Origin of the sequence: Phycicoccus avicenniae (assembly GCF_050496545.1) — a bacterium.
Classification (GTDB): Bacteria; Actinomycetota; Actinomycetes; order Actinomycetales; family Dermatophilaceae; genus Phycicoccus; species Phycicoccus avicenniae_A.
Genome location: NZ_JBNVZV010000008.1, coordinates 136,931 through 157,197 on the forward strand (window position 1 = coordinate 136,931; position 20,267 = coordinate 157,197).

At 72.4% G+C, this 20,267-nt stretch carries 17 protein-coding genes; 8 read left to right on the forward strand and 9 right to left on the reverse strand.

What is annotated here, in order from left to right:
• Nucleotides 1–23: 23 nt before the first annotated feature.
• Genes ACQZ2A_RS09320 through ACQZ2A_RS09335 form a run of 4 tightly spaced genes read right to left on the reverse strand, consistent with a single transcriptional unit; the run spans nt 24 to nt 5,171 of the window.
• Nucleotides 24–701, reverse strand: a complete 678-nt coding sequence (locus ACQZ2A_RS09320; RefSeq protein WP_430209922.1) for a thymidine kinase — start codon at nt 699–701, stop codon at nt 24–26.
• Between the two features lie 11 nt (nt 702–712).
• Entirely contained in the window at nt 713–1,864 is a 1,152-nt protein-coding gene (locus ACQZ2A_RS09325) for an alkaline phosphatase family protein (RefSeq protein ID WP_430209925.1), read from the reverse strand.
• A 2-nt stretch (nt 1,865–1,866) separates the two neighbouring features.
• Complete coding sequence (locus tag ACQZ2A_RS09330; protein WP_430209927.1) at nt 1,867–2,457, reverse strand: DUF5998 family protein; 591 nt, start codon at nt 2,455–2,457, stop codon at nt 1,867–1,869.
• Nucleotides 2,458–2,504: 47 nt separating this feature from the next.
• Nucleotides 2,505–5,171, reverse strand: a complete 2,667-nt coding sequence (locus ACQZ2A_RS09335) for a GNAT family N-acetyltransferase (RefSeq protein WP_430209930.1) — start codon at nt 5,169–5,171, stop codon at nt 2,505–2,507.
• Nucleotides 5,172–5,224: 53 nt separating this feature from the next.
• Here ACQZ2A_RS09335 and ACQZ2A_RS09340 point away from each other — a divergent pair, with 53 nt between their 5' ends.
• The 6 genes from ACQZ2A_RS09340 to ACQZ2A_RS09365 all read left to right on the forward strand — a co-directional run bounded on the left by ACQZ2A_RS09340 (nt 5,225) and on the right by ACQZ2A_RS09365 (nt 13,034).
• Nucleotides 5,225–5,830 (forward strand): nitroreductase family protein, encoded by a 606-nt coding sequence (locus tag ACQZ2A_RS09340; RefSeq protein ID WP_430209933.1) that lies wholly within the window; start codon nt 5,225–5,227, stop codon nt 5,828–5,830.
• A 91-nt stretch (nt 5,831–5,921) separates the two neighbouring features.
• Nucleotides 5,922–8,366, forward strand: a complete 2,445-nt coding sequence (locus tag ACQZ2A_RS09345) for a DNA gyrase/topoisomerase IV subunit A (protein ID WP_430209935.1) — start codon at nt 5,922–5,924, stop codon at nt 8,364–8,366.
• 162 nt (nt 8,367–8,528) lie between these two features.
• A complete protein-coding gene (locus ACQZ2A_RS09350) occupies nt 8,529–9,902 on the forward strand; it encodes an ABC transporter substrate-binding protein (protein ID WP_430209937.1) in 1,374 nt (457 codons plus the stop codon).
• A gap of 87 nt (nt 9,903–9,989) precedes the next feature.
• Nucleotides 9,990–11,015 carry a carbohydrate ABC transporter permease gene (locus ACQZ2A_RS09355; protein ID WP_430209939.1) on the forward strand — a complete coding sequence of 342 codons (1,026 nt, stop codon included), beginning with the start codon at nt 9,990–9,992 and terminating at the stop codon, nt 11,013–11,015.
• A complete protein-coding gene (locus ACQZ2A_RS09360) occupies nt 11,015–11,983 on the forward strand; it encodes a carbohydrate ABC transporter permease (protein ID WP_430209941.1) in 969 nt (322 codons plus the stop codon). Before ACQZ2A_RS09355 ends, ACQZ2A_RS09360 begins: the two co-directional genes overlap by 1 nt.
• A 52-nt stretch (nt 11,984–12,035) precedes the next feature.
• Nucleotides 12,036–13,034 (forward strand): LacI family DNA-binding transcriptional regulator, encoded by a 999-nt coding sequence (locus ACQZ2A_RS09365; RefSeq protein WP_430209942.1) that lies wholly within the window; start codon nt 12,036–12,038, stop codon nt 13,032–13,034.
• 30 nt (nt 13,035–13,064) lie between these two features.
• Here ACQZ2A_RS09365 and ACQZ2A_RS09370 read toward each other — a convergent pair whose 3' ends face one another.
• Both ACQZ2A_RS09370 and ACQZ2A_RS09375 read right to left on the reverse strand, forming a co-directional pair.
• Nucleotides 13,065–14,519, reverse strand: a complete 1,455-nt coding sequence (locus ACQZ2A_RS09370; protein ID WP_430209945.1) for an APC family permease — start codon at nt 14,517–14,519, stop codon at nt 13,065–13,067.
• Between the two features lie 98 nt (nt 14,520–14,617).
• Complete coding sequence (locus ACQZ2A_RS09375) at nt 14,618–16,744, reverse strand: DNA gyrase/topoisomerase IV subunit B (RefSeq protein WP_430209947.1); 2,127 nt, start codon at nt 16,742–16,744, stop codon at nt 14,618–14,620.
• Nucleotides 16,745–16,972: 228 nt separating this feature from the next.
• On the opposite strand from ACQZ2A_RS09375, the gene ACQZ2A_RS09380 reads away from it, so the two are divergent.
• The gene (locus ACQZ2A_RS09380) at nt 16,973–17,185 is read left to right on the forward strand and encodes a DUF7455 domain-containing protein (protein WP_430209949.1); all 213 of its coding nucleotides are present in this window, start codon (nt 16,973–16,975) and stop codon (nt 17,183–17,185) included.
• A 1-nt stretch (nt 17,186) separates the two neighbouring features.
• Nucleotides 17,187–17,681: a DUF456 domain-containing protein gene (locus ACQZ2A_RS09385; protein WP_430209951.1), complete on the forward strand. Its 495-nt coding sequence runs from the start codon at nt 17,187–17,189 to the stop codon at nt 17,679–17,681.
• A 34-nt stretch (nt 17,682–17,715) separates the two neighbouring features.
• Here ACQZ2A_RS09385 and ACQZ2A_RS09390 read toward each other — a convergent pair whose 3' ends face one another.
• From ACQZ2A_RS09390 to ACQZ2A_RS09400, 3 genes are read right to left on the reverse strand one after another with little or no spacing between them, the layout of a single operon-like run.
• Nucleotides 17,716–18,099 (reverse strand): DUF3040 domain-containing protein, encoded by a 384-nt coding sequence (locus ACQZ2A_RS09390; protein WP_430209953.1) that lies wholly within the window; start codon nt 18,097–18,099, stop codon nt 17,716–17,718.
• 59 nt (nt 18,100–18,158) lie between these two features.
• Nucleotides 18,159–19,457, reverse strand: coding sequence for a DNA polymerase IV (dinB, locus tag ACQZ2A_RS09395; RefSeq protein WP_430209955.1), 1,299 nt, complete (start codon nt 19,455–19,457; stop codon nt 18,159–18,161).
• A gap of 18 nt (nt 19,458–19,475) precedes the next feature.
• The gene (locus ACQZ2A_RS09400; protein WP_430209958.1) at nt 19,476–20,249 is read right to left on the reverse strand and encodes a class I SAM-dependent methyltransferase; all 774 of its coding nucleotides are present in this window, start codon (nt 20,247–20,249) and stop codon (nt 19,476–19,478) included.
• Nucleotides 20,250–20,267: the final 18 nt, after the last annotated feature.

The following is a 20,267-nucleotide window of genomic DNA, read 5'->3' on the forward strand; positions in this document are numbered from 1 at the left end:
CCGCCGACCGCCCCCGCGGATGCTCAGGCGGGTGGGGGCACCGGGCAGGCGTCGAGGTCGAACGGCAGGGTGTCCGGGGTCGGCGAGGCCGCCCGGGCGGCGTGGCTGTTCATCCGCCGCATGTGGTGGCGCCGGCAGAGCACCTCGTACTCCACGAGCCCGGCCGAGGCCGCCGCGGTGTCCCCGACGACCACCTGCTCGCCCTCGACGACCATGACGCCGTCGACGATGCGGGCGTTGTGCGTGGCCCGGCGCCCGCACCAGCAGAGCGCCTCGACCTGGAGCACCTCGACCCGGTCGGCGAGCTCGATGAAGCGGCGCGACCCCGGGAAGAGCTCGGTGCGGAAGTCGGCGGTGATGCCGAACGCGGTGACCGAGATGCCCAGCTCGTCGACGAGCCGGGCGAGCTGCTCGACCTGGGTCGGCGTGTAGAACTGCGCCTCGTCGCAGATGACGTAGTCGACGCGGTCGCCGGCGGTCAGCTGCCCGACCACGACGTCCCAGAAGTCGAGGTCGTCCCCCACCTCGACGGCGGTGGTCTCCAGGCCGAGCCGCGAGGAGAGCACCGAGTCGCCGGCGCGGTCGAGCTTGGTGAAGATCAGGCCCCGGCGGTCGCGGGCGCGCTGGTTGTGGTCGATCTGCAGCGCAAGTGTCGACTTGCCGCAGTCCATCGTCCCCGAGAAGAACACCAGATCAGCCACGGGCGCCCACCCTAGGCGACCCGGGCCGGCACGTGGAGCACCGGCACGTCGAGCTCCTCGGACGTCAGCGCCCCGTGCATCCCGACCAGGGCCAGCAGCTGCGGGCGCATCCGGGCCGAGTCGACGACCGCGAGGTCGTCGGCGGACGCCACCACCACGTCACCGATGCGCGCGAGGTTGCCGGGCGAGACGGCGCCGAACCACCCCGCGGCCACCGCCTCCTCACGCAGCCGGACGTGGGCCCGGTCCCCGAGCCGCGCCGACCACGCCGCCGCCACGTCGGCGGCCGCGCCGTCGTGGCAGTAGACGTGCGTCGCGCGCGGCTCACCGCCGAGGTGGCGCACGCCGGCGCGCAGGCTCGGCTCGTCGGCGACGTCGACGCGCGTGTCGTGCGGGCAGGCGACCATCCCGTGGTCCGCCGTGATGGTGAGCGAGGCGTCGTCGGGCAGGCCGGCGGCCAGGCGGGCGAGCTCGCGGTCGACGGACTCGAGCTCGGTGGTCCACTCGAAGGACTCCGGGCCGTGGACGTGGCCGAGCTTGTCGACCTCGCCCCAGTACAGGTAGACGAGCGCGCGCGGCGAGGAGCGGACCGCCCGCAGCGCGACGTCGACGCGGGCCGCGAGCGACTCCGCGGCGGTGAACCGCCCGCCGCGCAGGGCGGCCCGGGTCAGCCCCGAGCCGTCGAAGAACCCCGGGCCGATGCGGACGACCTCGAGTCCGGCGACGGCCGCCCGCTCGAACCACGTCGTGGTGGGCTGCCAGCGCTCGGGGACCGGCCCGCCCTCCCACGACAGCTCGTTGAAGACGCGGTCCTCCCCCGGCACCAGCACCTCGTAGCCGAGCATCCCGTGGGCGCCGGGGGGCGTACCGGTGCCGAAGCTGCCCATCGAGGTGGCCGTCGTCGCGGGAAAACCCGCCGGGACCCGCCGGGTGGCGGCCGCGTGCGCCCGGAACCAGGGTGCGTGACCGAGGCGGCGGGCCAGCTGGTCGGCGCCGAGGCCGTCGACGAGGACGACGACGCCCCGCCGCGCCGGCGGCATCGCCAGCCGACCGGACCACGTGGGTTCGCCTGCGGCAGAGGGGACCCCGAGGCTCGCGCAGACGCTGGGCAGGACGTCGGCCAGGCTCCCCGTGGCGTAGTGGGGGGCGGCCGGCTCCGCCACCCTCAGGCCTTGCCGATGGCGGCGGAGAGGTCGCGCGCGAAGGCGAGCGCCGCGGCGAGGCGGTCCTCGCCGTCGGCCGCGGCGGAGATCCGCAGGGCGATGTCGTCGCCGGTGATGGTGCCCTCGTAGCCGTGGTCGGCGTCGCAGTCGGGGTCGCTGCACGAGGCGGGGACGAGGTCGACGCGCGCCACGGTGCCCCAGCCGAGGGTCAGCGTCACCTCCCGGCCGAGCGTGCCCGGCACGTAGCCCTCGGGGTTCTCGACGACGTGCGTGAGCATGACGCCCTTGACCGCCGAGAGCGGGATGGACTCGGTGGTGGCGGTGGCGACGTCCTGCGGCGCCGGCGGCTCGTCGGCGTGGTCGTCGGCGTGCGCGATGAGCAGGCGCGACGGCGTGAGCACGAGGACGGTGATGTGGCGCCGGACGACGTCGCGGTCGAACGTGGTCTCGAGGTGCACCAGGTGCGCGGCGATCCGCTCCCCCGACAGCGCCGCGGCGACGACGTCGGCGACGAGGGCCGGGTAGTACCCGGCGCGCTCGATCGAGGCGACGAGGTCGTCCGGCAGGACGGGGGCGTGGTGCGGGCTGGTCATGCCCCCATCATGCCGTGAGCCACGAGCACCCCGGCCGCGACCGGCCCTCAGGTGAGCGAGCGCCGCCCCGGGTCGATGCGCCGGGGCGCCGGTGCGAGGGTGATCTCGGCCCCCAGCACCTCGATGCCGCCCGGGTGCGCGTTGACCGGGTTGAGCACAAGCGAGGCGATCTCGGGCATGTCGTCGGCGAGTACCGAGATGCGCGCGATGAGGTCGGCGAGCGCGGCCCGGTGCACCGGTGTCTGGCCGCGGTACCCGTGCAGCACGGGCGCCGCCTTCACCGACGAGATCAGCTCGGAGACGGTGACGTCGGTGAGTGGCGGGATGCGGTAGGCGACGTCGTCGAGGAGCTCGGTCGGCAGGCCGGCGATCGAGAAGGAGAGCACCGGCCCGAACAGCGGGTCCTCGTCGGAGGTGACGACGCAGGCGACACCCTGCGAGGCCATCTTCTGGACCACGAAGCGGTCGGCCTGCAGCGGGGCCAGCCGCTCGCTGAGTGAGGCCCAGGCCGAGCGGACCTCCTGCTCGTTGACGAGGTCGACGCGCACGCCCCCGCTCCCCCCCTGGTGGCGGACCATCGGCGCGACCGACTTGAGGACGACCGGGTAGCCGAGCCGGTCGGCGGCCGCGACGGCGTCCTCGACGGTGTCGACCTCGTGCTGGCCCCAGACGTCGACCCCATAGGCCGCCAGCAGCGCGGTCGCCTCGTCGTGGGTGAGCCGTCGGCCGGCCGGGCTCACCGAGAGCACGGTGCCGACGACGTCCTCGGCGATGCGGCGGTTGATGCCCACCGGGGCGACGGGCGTGCCCTGGTCGCGCGAGCGCCACTGGCCGTACCGGGTGGCTGAGGCGAGGGCCCGCACGGCGTCCTCCGGCATCGCGTAGACGGGGATGGCCCGGGTCTCACCTCCGGTGCCCTTGAGCGAGCTGTGGCCGTCGTCGACGCCCCGCAGACCGAGGAACGTTGCGACGCAGGGCTTCTCGGACGCGGCGGCGGCCTCGCGGACCGCGGCGGCCACCTGCTCGTCGCCGGTGGCCAGCGGCGGGATGAAGCAGGAGACCACGGAGTCGACGCCCGGGTCCTCGAAGGCGCGGTCGAGGGCGGCCCGGAAGTCCTCGGCGGAGGCCTCGCTGGGCAGCGAGACCGGGCCGTGCGCGACGGTCAGCCCCCAGCTCGAGCAGGCGTCGCCGGTGAGCGCACCGAGGGCCGCCGAGTTGCCGACGATCGCCACCCGGTCCCCCGCCGGCAACGGCTGGTGCACCACGAGCTGGGCGACGTCGAAGAGCTGGTGCACGTTCTCGACGCGGATGACGCCGGCCTGCTTGAGCATCGCCTTGAAGACGGCGGGGCGGGCCTTGGTCTCGCGCACGGTGTGCCCGGGCGGCACCCCGAACCGGGAAACGCCGGACTTGACGACGATGACCGGCTTGATGAGCGCCAGCTTGCGCGCGATGCGGGAGAACTTGCGCGGGTTGCCCATCGACTCGAGGTAGAGGCCAACGGCGTCGGTGGCCTCGTCGTCGATCCAGTACTGCATGAAGTCGTTGCCGGACACGTCGGCCCGGTTGCCGGCCGACCCGAAGGTCGAGATGCCGAGGTTGCGCCGGGCGGCCGAGGCGAGGACGGCGATGCCGAGCGCCCCCGACTGGGCGAACAGCCCGAGCCGGCCGGGCGGCGGCAGGGTCGGGGCGAGCGTGGCGTTGAGCCGCACCGCGGGGTCGTTGTTGATGAGCCCGAAGGAGTTCGGGCCGATGACGCGCATCCCGGCGCCCCGGGCCCGGCGGACGAGCTCGAGCTGGAGGGCGGCACCCTCGGCGCTCTCCTCGGCGAACCCGGCAGAGACGACGAGCAGGGCCTTGACCCCCGCCTCCGCGCACTCGTCGACGACCTCGAGCACCGCCGGCGCCGGCACCGCGACGATGGCCAGGTCGACGGTCCCGGGCACGGAGGAGACGGTCGGGTAGCAGGTGAGGCGGCGCAGCTTCTTCACGTGCGGGTTGACGGGCACCACCCGCCCCGCGAACTTCGACTCCAGGAGCCGGTCGAGCAGCTGCCCGCCGAAGGTGTCGGTGCGCCGGCTGGCGCCGACCACGGCGATGGTCGACGGGGTGAGCAGCGAGCGCAGGCTCTGGGCCTCGGCGCGGTGCTCACGGCTCATCTCGACCGCGCGCGAGCGGTCGGTGGGCTCGATGTCGAAGCCGACCTCGACGACGCCGTCCTCGACGCGGCGGGTGACCTCGTACCCCGCGTCGGAGAAGACGGCGAGCATCTTGCGGTTCTGCGGCAGCACCTCGGCGGTGAACCGGGCGATGCCGAGGTCGCGCGCGATGGCCGCGAGGTGCTCGAGGAGCACCGAGCCGATCCCCTTGCCCTGGTAGTGGTCGCTGATGTTGAAGGCGACCTCGGCGCTGCGAGGGTCGAGCCGGTCGAAGCGGCCGACCCCGATGATCTCCTCGCGCATGGTCACGACGAGGGCGACGCGGTCGACGTAGTCGACGTGCGTGAACCGCTGCACGTCGGCGGCCGAGAGCCGGCGCAGCGGCGCGAAGAAGCGCAGGTAGATCGACTCGTCGGACTGGGCGTTGTGGAAGCGCTGGAGGGCGTCGCCGTCGTCGGGGCGGATCGGGCGCACGCTGGCCACCGTGCCGTCGCGCAGGACGACGTCGGCCTCCCAGGAGGTGGGGTACCCCGGGGGGAGCGTCGCCTCCGCCATGACCCCATCCTGCCACCCGCCGGCGCGCGGCCACCGACCGGCACACTGGCCCCGTGGAGCTGAACGAGGTGGTCCGACGACGGCGGATGGTGCGGCGCTTCGACCCCGCGGTCCCGGTGCCCGAGGAGGTCGTCCGCGAGCTCGTGGCGCTCGCCGTGCGGGCGCCGAGCGCCGGCTTCAGCCAGGGCTGGGACTTCGTCGCCCTCCTCGACCCCGCGGATCGGGCCCGGTTCTGGGGCGCGGCCTCCGGCGACGGCCGCGGGGACGCCTGGCTGCGCGGGGTCTCAGCAGCCCCGGCCCTGCTCGTCTGCCTGTCCGATCCCGGCGCCTACCTCGACCGCTACGCCGAGCCCGACAAGGGCTGGACCGACCGCTCGCCCGACCGCTGGCCGGTCCCCTACTGGGACACCGACACGGCGATGGCCGCGATGCTCGTGCTCCTCGGAGCCGAGGACCGCGGGCTCGGGGCGCTCTTCTTCGGGGTGCCGGCGCCCCGGCACGACGCCGTCCGGGCGGCGCTCGGCATCCCGGACGGACGGCGGCTGGTGGGCGTCGTGGCCCTGGGCGCCGAGGCCGAGCGGGTGTCCGGGTCCAGCCGCACGCGCCGCCGCCGCCCGGTCGAGGAGGTGCTCCACCTCGGGCGGTTCGGAGTGTCGTGACGACCCCGCGCCCGGCGTTTGTGAGGATGGTGCGGATCCCTGCCGGGACCCCGGCCCCGGCACCGCACGACACGAGGTAGCACCCCACCCCATGGCCAAGCGCAGCACCACCCCGCCTCCCCCCGAGGACGCCCTCGGCAAGGTCGTCGACATCGACGTCGAGGAGGAGATGCGCTCCGCGTTCCTCGAGTACTCCTACAGCGTCATCTACAGCCGCGCGCTCCCCGACGCCCGCGACGGCCTCAAGCCGGTGCAGCGCCGCATCCTCTACGGCATGTCCGAGCTGGGGCTGCGCCCGGACCGCCCGCACGTGAAGTCCTCCCGCGTCGTCGGCGAGGTCATGGGCAAGTACCACCCGCACGGCGACCAGGCGATCTACGACGCGCTGGTGCGCCTGGCCCAGCCGTGGACGATGCGCCTGCCGCTCGTCGACGGCCACGGCAACTTCGGCTCCCTCGACGACGGCCCGGCCGCCTCCCGGTACACCGAGGCCCGCATGGCGCCCGCGGCCCTGCTGATGGTCACCGGGCTCGACGAGGACACCGTCGACTTCGTCCCGAACTACGACGACTCGATGATGCAGCCCGGCGTCATGCCGGCCGCCTTCCCCAACCTGCTCGTCAACGGCACCAGCGGCATCGCCGTCGGCATGGCCACGAACATGGCCCCGCACAACCTCGTCGAGGTCATCGGCGCCGCCCGCCACCTCCTCGACCACCCCGACTGCTCGCTCGACGACCTGATGCGGTTCGTCCCCGGGCCCGACCTGCCCGGTGGCGGCCGGATCATCGGCCTCGACGGCATCCGCGACGCCTACCTCACCGGCCGCGGCAAGTTCCTCACCCGGGCCACCGCCCGGGTCGAGAAGCTGACCCCGCGCCGGATGGGCATCGTGGTCACCGAGCTGCCGCACCTCATCGGCCCGGAGAAGGTCATCGAGCGGGTCAAGACGCTCGTGCAGGCCAAGAAGCTCCAGGGCATCTCCGACGTCAAGGACCTCACCGACCGCAAGAACGGCCTGCGCCTCGTCTTCGAGGTCAAGAACGGGTTCAACCCCGAGGCCGTCCTCGAGCAGCTCTACAAGCACACGCCGATGGAGGACTCCTTCGGCATCAACAACGTCGCGCTCGTCGACGGCCAGCCGCAGACGCTCGGCCTGAAGGACCTGCTGCGCACCTACGTGCAGTTCCGCACCGACGTCGTGCGCCGCCGCACCGAGTACCGGCTCGGCAAGCGCAAGGACCGCCTCCACCTCGTCGAGGGCCTGCTCATCGCCATCGTCGACATCGACGAGGTCATCCAGCTGATCCGCGCCAGCGACGACGCCGCCAGCGCCAAGGCCCGGCTCATCGACGTCTTCGACCTCTCCGACGCCCAGGCCGAGTACATCCTCGAGCTCCAGCTGCGCCGGCTCACGAAGTTCAGCCGCATCGAGCTCGAGGCCGAGCGCGACGAGCTCCAGCGCGTCATCGAGGAGCTCGAGGCGATCCTCGCCGACGAGAAGCTGCTCCGGAAGACCGTCTCCGGCGAGCTCGCCGACGTCGCCAAGGCCCACGGCACCCCGCGCCGCACCGTCCTGCTCGAGTCCGCCGGCACGCCGGCCACGCAGGCCGCGCCGCTCGAGGTGGCCGACGACCCGTGCTGGGTGCTGTTGTCCTCCACCGGGCTGCTCGCGCGCACCTCCGACGCCGAGCCGGTACCCGCCGACGGTCCCCGCGCCAAGCACGACGCCATCGTGGGTGCCGTGAAGACCACCGCGAGAGGCGAGTTCGCTCTCGTCACCTCTCGCGGCCGGATGGTGCGGATGTCCGCCCTCGAGCTGCCCGCCCTGCCACCGCTCGGCGGCGCGCCCAGCCTGTCCGGCGGCGCCCCGCTCGCCGTGTACGTCGACCTCCCGCGCGGCGAGGAGCCGCTGACCGTCGTCTCGCTCGACCCCTCCGGCCCGGGCCTGGCCCTCGGCACGGCCCAGGGCGTCGTCAAGCGGGTCGTGCCCGAGTACCCGAAGAGCGCCGACTGGGAGGTCGTCTCGCTCAAGGACGGCGACTCCCTCGTCGGGGCCGTCGAGCTGCGCGACGGCGCGGAGGACCTCGTCTTCGTCACCACCGACGCCCAGCTGCTGCGCTTCCCCGCCGCCGCGGTGCGCCCGCAGGGCCGCGCGGCCGGGGGCATGGCCGGGATCCGGCTCTCCCCGAAGGCGTCCGTCACGTTCTTCGGTGCCGTCGACCCCGCCGCCGAGAACGTCGTCGTCACCTCGTCGGGCGCCTCCGACGCGCTGCCCGGCACCCAGGCCGGCTCGCTGAAGGTCACGTCGTACGCCGAGTACCCCGCCAAGGGTCGGGGCACGGGTGGCGTTCGCGCACACCGGTTCCTGCGTGGTGAGGACGCGCTCGTGCTCTCGTGGGTCGGCGGCCTGCCGGCCCGCGCCTCCGGCGCCGGCGGCGTCGCCCTCGAGCTGCCCGAGGCCACCGGGAAGCGCGACGGTTCGGGCGTGGCGCACGGCGCGGTCATCGCGGGCATCGGCGCGCCCGTCCGCTGACCCCGCCGGTGGCCGGCACGTCACGGCCGCGTTACTCAATCGTTACCGCACACGCTCGACGGCCCGTTGACCGCGGTGTGTAAACGCTTTTACCTTTGGTCCGGTTCCCCTCACCGCCGAGGCATCCCGTCTCGGCGCGACCCAGTGAAAGCGAGGCGGGCAATGGCCCTCAACTCGAAGCGCAAGGCGGCGGCCTTCGTCGGCATCGCCGCGATGTCGCTCGTGACCGCGGCGTGCGGTTCCAGCTCGGACTCCGGTGACGGCGGAGACGGTACTGCTGCGGACACCACCGACTACAGCAAGTGGTGCGACCTGAAGTCCCAGCTCCAGGGCAAGTCGGTCAGCATCTACACCTCGATCGTCACCCCCGAGGACGCCGCCCACAAGGCGTCGTACAAGGCGTTCGAGGACTGCACCGGCGTCACCATCAAGTACGAAGGCGACAAGGACTTCGAGAAGAACCTCCCGCAGCGCGCCCAGAGCGGCAACCTGCCGGACGTCGCCTTCATCCCCCAGCCCGGTCTCCTCCAGACCATGGTCGACACCGGCAAGGCCATCCCCGCCACCGAGACGGTCGGCAAGGAGGTCGACGAGTACTTCGGTGAGTCCTGGCGCAAGTACGGGACCGTCGACGACACGCTCTACGCCGCTCCGCTCGGCGCGAACGTGAAGTCGTACGTCTGGTACTCCCCGAAGGCCTTCTCCGCCAAGGGCTACACCGTCCCCACCACGTGGGACGAGCTGATGACCCTGACCAGCAAGATCGCCGCCGACGACCCGGCCGCCAAGCCGTGGTGCGCCGGGTTCGGCTCGGGCACCGCCACCGGCTGGCCGGGAACGGACTGGGTCGAGGACGTGCTGCTGCGCACGGCCGGCGCCGACACCTACGACCAGTGGGTCGCGCACAAGATCCCGTTCAACGACGCCAAGGTCGCGGACGCCCTGTCCAAGGTCGGCGCCATCCTCAAGGACGCCAAGTACACCAACGGTGGCTTCGGCGCCCCGTCCACCATCGCCACGACGACGTTCCAGGACGGCGGCCAGCCGATCCTCAAGGGCAAGTGCTACATGCACCGCCAGGCGTCGTTCTACGCGACCAACTGGCCCGAGGGCACCAAGGTCGCCGAGGACGGCGACGTCTGGGCCTTCTACCTGCCGAGCGTCGACACCTCCACCAAGCCGGTCCTCGGCGGTGGCGAGTTCGTGGCCACCTTCCGTGACGCCCCCGAGGTCAAGGCCTTCGCCGCGTTCCTCGCGTCCCCGGACTGGGCCAACGCCAAGGCCAAGGCCACGACCGGTGGCGGCTGGGTCAGCGCCAACAAGGGTCTCGACCCGAACAACCTGGTCTCCCCGATCGACCAGCAGTCGGCCAAGATCCTCCAGGACCCCGCCGCCGTCTTCCGGTTCGACGGGTCGGACATGATGCCGAGCGCCGTCGGTGCGGGCACCTTCTGGTCGGAGATGACCAACTGGATCAAGGGTCAGGACGACAAGACGACCCTCGACAACATCGAGAAGTCCTGGCCGACGAGCTGACCCCGGTCAGCACGTAGGTAGACCCCCAGTACCGGTGGGCGGGGCCCAGCCCCGCCCACCGGTGGTCCCCAGTACCCGGAGGTGCGCATGTTCGCCACGTCAGTCATCGCCGCGGACGCCGGCGGCGCCGCGTCCCGCCTCGGGACCATGGTCCTCGGGCTGGCCGTCTTCGCCGCCGTGTTCGTCGGCATCCTGCTCCTCGCCTCCCTCTTCAAGGGACGCCGGGGCGAGAAGATCCAGGCCGCTGCCTTCGTCGGCCCGACGATCTTCTTCATCGCGATCGCGCTGATCTACCCCGCGATCCTCACCATCCGCCGGGCCTTCTACTCCGGCAAGTTCTTCGACCTCAACTTCGGCACCCCGCGCACCCGCGGCAAGTTCGTCGGCTTCGACAACTTCACCGCGCTGTGGACCACCCCCGGCCTGCCCGAGGTGTTCCGCAACACCGCCCTCTGGGTGATCCTCGTGCCGCTCTTCGCCACCGGCGTCGGCCTGCTCTACGCGATCCTCATCGACCGCGCCCGCGGCGAGGCCGTGGCCAAGGCGCTGATCTTCCTCCCGATGGCCATCTCGATGGTCGGCGCGACGCTCATCTGGAAGTTCGTCTACTTCTACAACGGCGACCCCGGCTCGCAGCAGGTCGGCCTGCTCAACGCGATCATCACCAAGCTCGGCATGGAACCGATCGACTTCATCGGCAACGCGCCCGGAAACACGTTCTCGCTCATCGCGATCATGATCTGGATCCAGGCCGGCTTCGCGATGACGGTCCTCTCGGCGGCCATCAAGGCGATTCCCGACGAGATCATCGAGGCCGCCAAGCTCGACGGCGTCAAGGGCATGCAGATGTTCCGCTTCGTCACCCTCCCGAGCATCCGGCCCTCGGTCATCGTCGTCCTCACGACGATCGCCATCGGCACCCTCAAGGCCTTCGACATCGTCCAGGCCTCCTCCGGCGGCAAGTTCGGCGACTCGATCCTCGCGAACGAGTTCTACAACCGCTCGTTCGTCACCCAGCAGCCCGGTCTCGGTGCGGCCATCGCCATCGTCATCTTCCTGCTGGTCTCCCCGATCATCGTCTTCAACGTCATCCAGCTGCGGAAGGACGCCTGATGAGCACCGCCACCCCTCCTCCCCCGGTCTCCGGAGAGGTCGCCGACGCGGCCAGCGACGTCCACCTCGACACCCCCGCCGGGCGCAAGCGCAAGAAGTCGGCCGCGGGCAACGCGGCCCGCGCGGTCACCTCCCCCTGGGCCTCCGCGGTCGCGATCATCCTGGCGCTGGCCTGGACCACCCCGACGGTGGGTCTGCTCGTCACCTCCTTCCGTGACCAGAAGGACATCCAGGAGTCCGGCTGGTGGACCGCCCTGTCCACCGGGTTCACCCTCGACAACTACTCGCAGGTGCTCGGAGGCGCCGAGGGGCAGCCGCCGCTCACCGACTTCATCGTCAACAGCTTCGTCATCGCGATCCCGGCGGTCTTCCTGCCGCTGCTGCTGGCCTCGCTCGCGGCCTACGCCTTCGCGTGGATCGAGTTCCCCTTCCGCAACGCCCTGTTCGTCGGGGTGTTCGCCCTCCAGATCGTGCCGCTGCAGATCGCCCTGCTGCCGCTCGTCACGATGTACCAGCAGATCGGCATCAACGGCACGTACTGGGCACTCTGGCTGTCGCACAGCGCGTTCGCGCTGCCGCTGGCCGTCTTCCTCCTGCACAACTTCATGAAGGAGATCCCGGCCTCGCTGCTCGAGGCGGCCCGGGTCGACGGTGCGGGCCACGTCCGCATCTTCTTCCAGGTCCTGCTGCCGCTCATCACGCCGGCCCTGGCCTCGTTCGGCATCTTCCAGTTCCTCTGGGTCTGGAACGACCTGCTCGTGGCCATCACGATGCTCGGCGGCAACGCGGGCGAGGGCAGCCTGGCCCCGCTGACGATGGTGCTCAACAACATCAGTGGCACCCTCGGCAACCGGTGGTACCTGATGTCGGCGGCGGCGTTCATCTCGATCGCCTTCCCGGTCATCGTCTTCCTGAGCCTCCAGCGGTACTTCGTCCGCGGGCTGCTCGCCGGCGGCACGAAGGGCTGACGAGGACCGGCGCGGGCGGGCGGAGGAGCACGCCATCAGCACCATCACCGATGTGGCGCGGGCGGCCGGGGTGTCGGTCGCCACGGTCTCCCGCGCCCTCCGCGGCCTCGACCGCGTCTCCCCCGAGACCCGGCAACGGGTCCTCGAGGTGGCCGAGGAGCTGCACTACGTCGCGTCGCCGACGGCGACGTCGCTGGCGTCCGGTCGGACCCGCGTCGTCGCCGTCGTCGCGCCGTTCCTCACCCGGTGGTTCTTCGCCACCCTCGTCAGCTCGATCGAGAAGGAGCTGCGCTCGCAGGGGCACCACGCGATCCTCTTCGACCTCGAGGACGACAGCTACGACCAGCGTCTCCCGCTCACGCAGAACATGCTGTGGAAGCGGGTCGACGGTGTCATCACCCTCAACGTGCCGATGGACCCCGAGGAGGTCGAGCTCGTCGACCGGCTCGGTCTGCCCCTCGTGGCCATCGGCTCCGCGGTCCCCGGGCGGCCGTGCGTGCGCATCGACGACCCCGCCACGATGCGCACCGCCGTCGAGCACCTCATCGACCTCGGCCACCGGCGGATCGGGTACATCGGCGACGTCCCCCGCAACGTGGCGCACGTGCAGACGCCGCAGGACCGCCTGCGCGCCTTCCGCGACACGATGGCCGGCGCCGGGCTGCCCGTCGTCGAGGACTGGATCCTCGGCTCGGACTGGACCGCCGAGGCCGCGGCCCGCGACAGCGCGCTGCTGCTGACCCACGACCGCCGACCCACAGCCATCGTCGCCGCCTCCGACGAGATGGCGATCGGGGTGCGCGAGAGCGCGCGCCGGCTCGGCCTGCGGGTGCCCGAGGACCTCTCGGTCATCGGCATCGACGACTACGTGCTCTCCGAGGTGCTCGGCCTGAGCACCGTGCGCCAGGACGTCGCCGCCCAGGGCCGCGAGGCGGCCCGGCTGCTGCTGCGGGCGCTCGTCGACGACGAGCAGCCCACCGAGGAGGTGGTCGTCATGCCCACCGAGCTGGTGCGCCGCGACTCCACCGGCCCGGCGCCCGCCGACGCCTGAGGCGTCCCGCCGGTCGGTCGACCGGGCCGGTCAGTTGACCGGGCCGTCGCCACCCAGGCTGTCGACGTCGCGCAGGTAGGTGCGCTTGCCGCGGATGCTGCGGTTGGCGACCCACGTGATCGCCCACAGCACGACACCGATCACGAGCAGCCAGCCGGCGATCTGGTACTGGAGCCCGTCGCGGCCGGTCCACGGCCCGACGAAGAACGCGCAGAGCAGGGCACCGACGACGGGCAGCACGGTCGGGGCGACGAAGTGCTTGCGGTCGATGGTGTCGCGGCGCAGCACCAGCACACAGACGTTGACGATCGTGAACACCCCGAGGAGGAGCAGGGCGGTGGTCCCGCCGAGGGCCGAGATCACCTCTCCCTCGGCGTTCTTCGTGACGACGGTGATGAGGCCGACGGCGATGGCCGTCGTGAAGAGGATGGCCGCCCACGGGGTCTGCCGGCCCTTGTGGACCTTGCCGAGGAACGGCGGCAGGACCTCCTGGCGGGCCATGCCGTAGAGCAGCCGGCTGGCCATGAGCATGTTGATGAGGGCCGAGTTGGCGACGGCGAACATCGAGATGAACGGCAGCAGCTTGTCGATGGGAATGCCCGGTGCGGCGGTCTCGACGACCGTGACCAGGGGTGTGTCGCCGGCCCCGAGCTCGCCGACCGGCACGATGGCCACGGCGAAGAGGGCGATGAGGACGTAGATGGCCCCGGTGATGCCGAGCCCGGTGAGCATCATCTTCGGGAAGTTGCGCACCGGGTCCTTGGTCTCCTCGGCCATGTTCACCGAGTCCTCGAAGCCGACCATCGCGAAGAAGGCCAGCGAGGTCGCGGCGGTGACGGCGAGGAAGGCGTTCTTGTCCCCCGGGCTCTCGAAGACCATGGTCCGGCTGAAGTCGGTCTTGCCGGCGAAGAGCGCGTAGAACCCGACCATGATGACCAGCAGCAGGCCGGAGAGCTCGACGCAGGTGAGGACGATGTTGGCCTTGACCGACTCGCCCACCCCGCGGAAGTTCACGAGGGCGACGAGCGCCATGAAGCCCAGCGCGATGAAGAGGACGAGGTTGCTGTTGCCCTTGTCGAGGCCGAAGCCCGTGGCGAGGTTCGAGGCGAAGGCCCGCGAGGCGGTCGAGGCGCTGGTGATGCCCGAGCACATCACCGTGAAGGCCACGATGAACGTGACGAAGTGCAGGCCGAACGCCTTGTGCGTGTACAGGGCAGCACCCGCGGCCTGCGGGTACTTGGTGACCAGCTCGAGGTAGGAGAACGCCGTGATCGTCGCGATGACGAAGGCGACGAGGAACGGCACCCAGGCCGCACCGCCGACCTCGGCCGCGACCTCGCCGGTCAGCGCGTAGACGCCGGTGCCGAGGATGTCGCCGACGATGAAGAGCAGGAGCAGCTTGGGCCCCATCACCCGCTTGAGCTCGGTGGGCTCCTCGCCCTCGACCGCGCCGGCCTGCTCGTCTCGACCCACCGTGGTGCTCATCGTGCCCTCCCGGACGTCGGACGTCGGCCGACGTCCTCGTGGCCCTTACTGTGGCGTGGGCCGAGGGTCCTGTGGACTGTCGGTGCAGAGAATCTGGCTCAGGCGTCGATCCGCTCGCGGTCCAGGGAGGCCGCGCTGTCGATGATGAAGTCCTTGCGCGGGCCGACCTCGCCGCCCATGAGCAGCTCGAAGACCCGTCCCGCGTTCTCGATGTCGCCGAGGGTCACCTTGCGCAGCGTGCGGTGCCCAGGGTCCATCGTGGTCTCGGCCAGCTGGTCGGCGTCCATCTCGCCGAGGCCCTTGTAGCGCTGCAGCGGCTTGGTCTTCTTGCCGCGCTTGGCGAGCGCGGCCATCGTGCGGCGCATCTCGGCCTCGGAGTAGGTGTAGATGACCTCGTTGGCCTTGCTGCCCGGGTTCACCACCTCGATGCGGTGCAGCGGCGGCACGGCGGCGTAGACCCGCCCGGCCTCGACGAGCGGGCGCATGTAGCGGAAGAAGAGGGTGAGCAGCAGGGTCCGGATGTGGGCGCCGTCGACGTCGGCGTCGGTCATGATGATGACCTTCCCGTACCGGGCCGACTCGAGGTCGAAGGTGCGCCCGGACCCGGCCCCGATGACCTGGATGATCGCCGCGCACTCGGCGTTGCCGAGCATGTCGGTGACCGAGGCCTTCTGGACGTTGAGGATCTTGCCGCGGATCGGGAGCAGCGCCTGGTGGTCGCTGCTGCGGGCCAGCTTGGCGGTGCCGAGGGCGCTGTCGCCCTCGACGATGAAGAGCTCGGTGCGCTCGGGGTCGCTGCTGCGGCAGTCGGCGAGCTTGGCCGGGAGCGAGGAGGACTCGAGCGCGGTCTTCCGGCGCTGGGTCTCCTTGTGCATCCGCGCGCTGATCCGCGACTTCATCTCGGCGACGACCTTCTCGAGGAGGGTCGCGGCCTGCTGCTTGGTCGGGCGCTTGGCGGAGGTGAGCAGGGTGGCGAGCTCGGTCTCGACGACCTTGGCCACGATGGCCCGCACCGCGGCGGTGCCCAGCACCTCCTTGGTCTGGCCCTCGAACTGCGGCTCGGCGAGGCGGACGGTGACGACGGCGGTGAGCCCGGCGAGGGCGTCGTCCTTGTCGAGCTTGTCGTTGCCGGCCTTGAGCCGGCGCGCGTTGGCCTCGACCTGCTTGCGCAGCACCTTGAGCAGCGCCTGCTCGAAGCCCGCGAGGTGGGTGCCGCCCTTGGGCGTGGCGATGATGTTGACGAACGAGCGGACCGTGGTGTCGTAGCCGGTGCCCCAGCGCACGGCGACGTCGACCCCGCACTCGCGCTCGACCTCGGTGGGGGTCATGTGGCCCTGGGCGTCGAGGACCGGGACGGTCTCGGTGAAGGTGCCGGTGCCCTGGAGCCGCCACACGTCGGTGACCGGGGAGTCGGGGGCGAGGTACTCGCAGAACTCGGAGATGCCGCCGTCGTGGAGGAAGACCTCCTCGGTGGGCTCCTCGCCGCGCTCGTCGCGGACCACGATGGTCAGGCCGGGGACGAGGAAGGAGGTCTGGCGGGCCCGCCCGAGCAGGCCCTCGAGGTCGAGGCCGGCGTCCTTGAGGAAGATCTGCCCGTCGGCCCAGTAGCGCACCCGGGTGCCGGTGACCCCCCGCTTGGCCTTGCCGACGACCTCGAGGGCGCTGGTCTTCACGTAGGGGGTGAACGCGTGCTCGGGGTCCTTGCGGCCCTGGGCGCCCGCGACGTCGGAGAAGACGCCCGGCTCGCCGCGCCGGAAGCTCATCGCGTAGGTCTTGCCACCGCGGTCGACCTCGACGTCGAGGCGCGCGGAGAGAGCGTTGACGACGGAGGCGCCGACGCCGTGCAGGCCGCCGGAGGCGGTGTAGGAGCCGCCGCCGAACTTCCCGCCCGCGTGCAGGCGCGTGTAGACCAGCTCGACGCCGGTCAGGCCGGTGCGCGGCTCGATGTCGACCGGCACGCCGCGCCCGTTGTCGCCGACCTCGACCGAGCCGTCGGCGCGCAGGACGACCTCGACGCGGTCGCAGTGGCCGCCGAGCGCCTCGTCGACGGCGTTGTCGATGATCTCCCAGAGGCAGTGCATGAGGCCGCGGGAGTCGGTGGAGCCGATGTACATGCCGGGACGCTTGCGCACCGCCTCGAGGCCCTCGAGGACCTGGAGGTGGTGGGCGGTGTACTCGGACGCGGACTTGCTCGTCGCGGTCTTCTTGGCAGCGGTCGCAGGCACGTCCGGCAGGGTATCCGGCGCCCCCGACGCCGCCGGACAGGCGCACCGACGACCCAGGCCACGCTCGGGCGAACGGTCACGATCTCGACACCACGTGGCCCATTCGGGCCCCCCTGCGCAGTGGGAAGCATCCGGCGTGCTTGACTGTTGGACAGGTCGCCGATCCGTTGGGTCGTCGGCCACGAACCACCCGCGAGACCCACCCCGAGCCGAGCCGAGGAGGCCGACGTGAACGCCGCACTGGCACCCACCCTGACCACCGCGGACCGCTGTGACCGCTGTGGTGCCCAGGCGTACGTCCGGGCCCGTCTGCACGCCGGCGGAGAGCTGCTGTTCTGCGCGCACCACGGGCGCGAGCACGTGCCCGCCCTGGCCGACAAGGCCGACATCATCGACGAGAGCGAGCGGCTGAACGAGCCGGTGACCCCGGCCGTCGACTGACGTGGACGCCCTGGCGGCGGACACCTGGCAGATCCTCCCGCCGCTGCTGGTCGTCGTCGGGCTGGTCGGCGTCGTCGTCCCGGTCCTCCCGGGCACCCTCCTCGTCCTCGCCGGCGTCCTCGTCTGGGCCCTGACCGAGCAGAGCACCACCGGATGGGTGGTGCTCTCGCTGTCGGTGCTCGTCGCCGCGGTCGCCCGGGTGCTCCAGTACCTCGTCCCGGGCCGCCGGATGAAGCAGCAGGGGGTGCGCACCTCCACCCTCGCCGTCGCGGTGCTGCTCGCCGTCGTCGGGTTCTTCGTCATCCCCGTCATCGGGGCCGCCGTGGGCTTCCTGCTCGGCATCTGGCTCGTGGAGGTCGGGCGGGGCACGCCGCGCGCGCAGGCCTGGACGCGCACGAAGCACGCGGCCGTGGGGGTCCTGCAGAGCGTGGGGATCGAGCTGGCGGGCGCGCTGAGCGTGGCCGGGCTCTACGTGGTGGGGCTGCTGGTCTCCTGAGGCCGCCGCGCCGGGTCATCCGCGCGGCGGGGGCTCACCAGTTGTTCTCGCGGCGCTCCCAGCGCTCGTCGAGGCGGTCAAGGAGTGAGCTCTTCTTCCGGCCGCGGCCGGCCTTGGGCGCGACCCCGCCGTCCTGCTGGACCACCCCGAGACGCGCCTTGCGCGGTGGGGTGGCGGCGAAGGCGACGGCGGCGACCATGAGGGCGAAGCCGATGGCGCCCACCCACATCGTCGTGCTGATCCCGACGATGACCAGGCCGAGGCCGGCGAGCGCCCCGACGGCACCGACGAGCCAGCGTCGACGCTGGAGCGCGGCGAGCCCGCTGCCCTGCATCTGCGACGCGAACTTCGGGTCCTCGGCGGCGAGCGCCTGCTCCATCTGGTCGAGCATCTTCTGCTCGTGGTCTGAGAGGGGCACTGATCCTCCCGTGGTCGGCCCGGGCGCCCGGCTGGGCGCCCCACGTTGTCCCTGAGACCTCAGGATAGGTCGCCGCGTCGCCGTGCGGAAGCGGATGGGTCACCTTGTGTGCGGACTGTGTCACGTTCCGGACGGGAACCGGCCCGATCGAGCAGGCTCGCGGGCCGCACGACACCGGACCCGAAGCGGGCCCGGGCCCGGTCGACGGCGCGGTCGGCGTCGCGCCAGCCGTGCTCCGGTTCGCCGATGACGCCCTGGATCGGGGCCTCGTGGACCGGGACGAGGCCGGTCATCCGCACCCCGACGAGCCGGAGGCGGGCCCGCTGGAGCCCGAGGGCGTCGAAGAGGCCGACGGCGGCCTCGTGGACGGCCCGGCCGCTGTCGGTGGGCTCGCGCAGCGTGCGGGCCCGGGTGATCGTCGTGAAGTCGCTGAAGCGCACCTTGAGGGTGACGGTGCGCCCGGTCATCCCGGCGGCGCGCATCCGGGCCGCCGTGCGCTCGCTGAGGCCGAGCAGCCGGCGGCGGATCTCGGCGGCGTCGTCGATGTCGGCCTCGAAGGTCTGGTCGCTGCCGATGCTCTTCTCGCGCTGCTCGCGCTCGACGGGGCGGGGGTCGCGGCCCCAGGCCAGCTCGTGGAGGTGGTGCCCGGTGGCCTCGCCGAGCCCCCGGACGAGGGTGGCCAGCGGGGTGTGTGCGATGTCGGCGACGGTGCGCAGGCCGAGGCGCACCAGCGCCTCCTCGGTCTTGTCCCCCACGCCCCAGAGGGCGGCGACCGGCAGCTGCTGGACGAACGGCACGACCTCGTCGCGCGGGACGACGACCATCCCGTCGGGCTTGGCCAGGCCCGAGGCGAGCTTGGCGACGAACTTGCTCGGGGCGACCCCGACCGAGCAGGTGATGCCCTGCTCGTCGTGGACGGTGTCGCGGACCAGCTGCCCGATGGTGGCCGGGCTGCCCATCCGCCGGACCGCGCCCGAGACGTCGAGGAAGGCCTCGTCGAGGGAGAGCGGCTCGACGACGGGCGTCACCGCGCGGAAGGTCTCCATCACCCCGGCGGAGATCTGCGCGTAGAGCTCGTGGTCAGGGGCGAGCACCGTGGCCTGCGGGCAGAGCCGGCGGGCGCGGGACATCGGCATCGCGCTCGTGACCCCGAAGCGGCGGGCCTCGTAGGTGGCCGAGAGCACGACGCCGCGGGTGCCGCCGCCGACGATGACGGGCGTGCCGACGAGCTCGGGGTGGGACAGCAGGGTCGCCGAGGCGTAGAAGGCGTCCATGTCGACGTGCAGCACCGTGCAGCCGGTGTCGTCGGGCGGGCCGTCGGCGATGCGCTCGGGGAGGGCGAACTGGCGGCGGCTCATCGGGTGCTCCCCCGGGACTCAGTCCCTGGTCGCGAGGACGTGGAGGGCGCTGCCGAGGCTGCCGAGCAGCGGGTGCCCGGGCGCGGCGGCCGCGGCCTCCTCGAGGGCGGCCAGGGCGGTGCGGTCGGCCTCGGAGTCGAGGAGGGCCGAGGGGACGAGGTCGGCGAAGACCCGCACGCCCTGGACGTGGACGGGGCCGAGCCCGGCGGCCCGCACGAGGTCGAGGACGGCGTCCTCGTCGAAGCGGCGGGGCGCGGGGTCCTCCTCGCCCCAGCGGCCGTCGGGGCGCTCGAGGACGGCCCGGGCGCGCTCGAGGCGACCGGCGAGGGCGTGGGTGAGGACGGCGTGCAGCCGCTGGGCGACGACGAGGCTGAGCGTGCCACCCGGGGCGAGCAGCGCGGCGACCGCGGCCACGGCGGCCGCGGGGTCGTCGACGACCTCGAGGGTGCCGTGGAGGCAGACGAGGTCGAAGGCGGGGTCGGCGCCGACGAGGTCGCCGACGGTGTCGGCGTCGCCCTGGAGGGCGCGCACGTGGTCCTCGACGCCGCGCTCGGTGGCCCGGCGGCGCAGCGAGAAGAGGGCGTCGGGGCTGGGGTCGACGACGGTGAGCTCGTGGCCGGCGACGGCGAGCGGCACGGCGGTGCCGCCGGTGCCGCCCCCGAGGTCGAGGACCCGCAGCGGGCGGCCGAGCGCGGTGCGCCGCTGCTCGGTGTGGGCGTCGAGGACGCGCTGGACCGCCGTGGTGCGCGGTCCGCCCGCGGGGCCGGGGCGCCGGCCGCGGTGCTCGGGCACGGTGGGTCTCCTCGTCGG

Excerpts from the sequence above, each read along its gene's own strand:
- ACQZ2A_RS09330 (WP_430209927.1), bottom strand. The coding sequence starts at position 2,457 with ATGACCAGCCCGCACCACGCCCCCGTCCTGCCGGACGACCTCGTCGCC.
- ACQZ2A_RS09335 (WP_430209930.1), bottom strand. The coding sequence starts at position 5,171 with ATGGCGGAGGCGACGCTCCCCCCGGGGTACCCCACCTCCTGGGAGGCC.
- ACQZ2A_RS09345 (WP_430209935.1), top strand. The coding sequence starts at position 5,922 with ATGGCCAAGCGCAGCACCACCCCGCCTCCCCCCGAGGACGCCCTCGGC.
- ACQZ2A_RS09350 (WP_430209937.1), top strand. The coding sequence starts at position 8,529 with ATGGCCCTCAACTCGAAGCGCAAGGCGGCGGCCTTCGTCGGCATCGCC.
- ACQZ2A_RS09355 (WP_430209939.1), top strand. The coding sequence starts at position 9,990 with ATGTTCGCCACGTCAGTCATCGCCGCGGACGCCGGCGGCGCCGCGTCC.
- ACQZ2A_RS09360 (WP_430209941.1), top strand. The coding sequence starts at position 11,015 with ATGAGCACCGCCACCCCTCCTCCCCCGGTCTCCGGAGAGGTCGCCGAC.
- ACQZ2A_RS09370 (WP_430209945.1), bottom strand. The coding sequence starts at position 14,519 with ATGAGCACCACGGTGGGTCGAGACGAGCAGGCCGGCGCGGTCGAGGGC.
- dinB (WP_430209955.1), bottom strand. The coding sequence starts at position 19,457 with ATGAGCCGCCGCCAGTTCGCCCTCCCCGAGCGCATCGCCGACGGCCCG.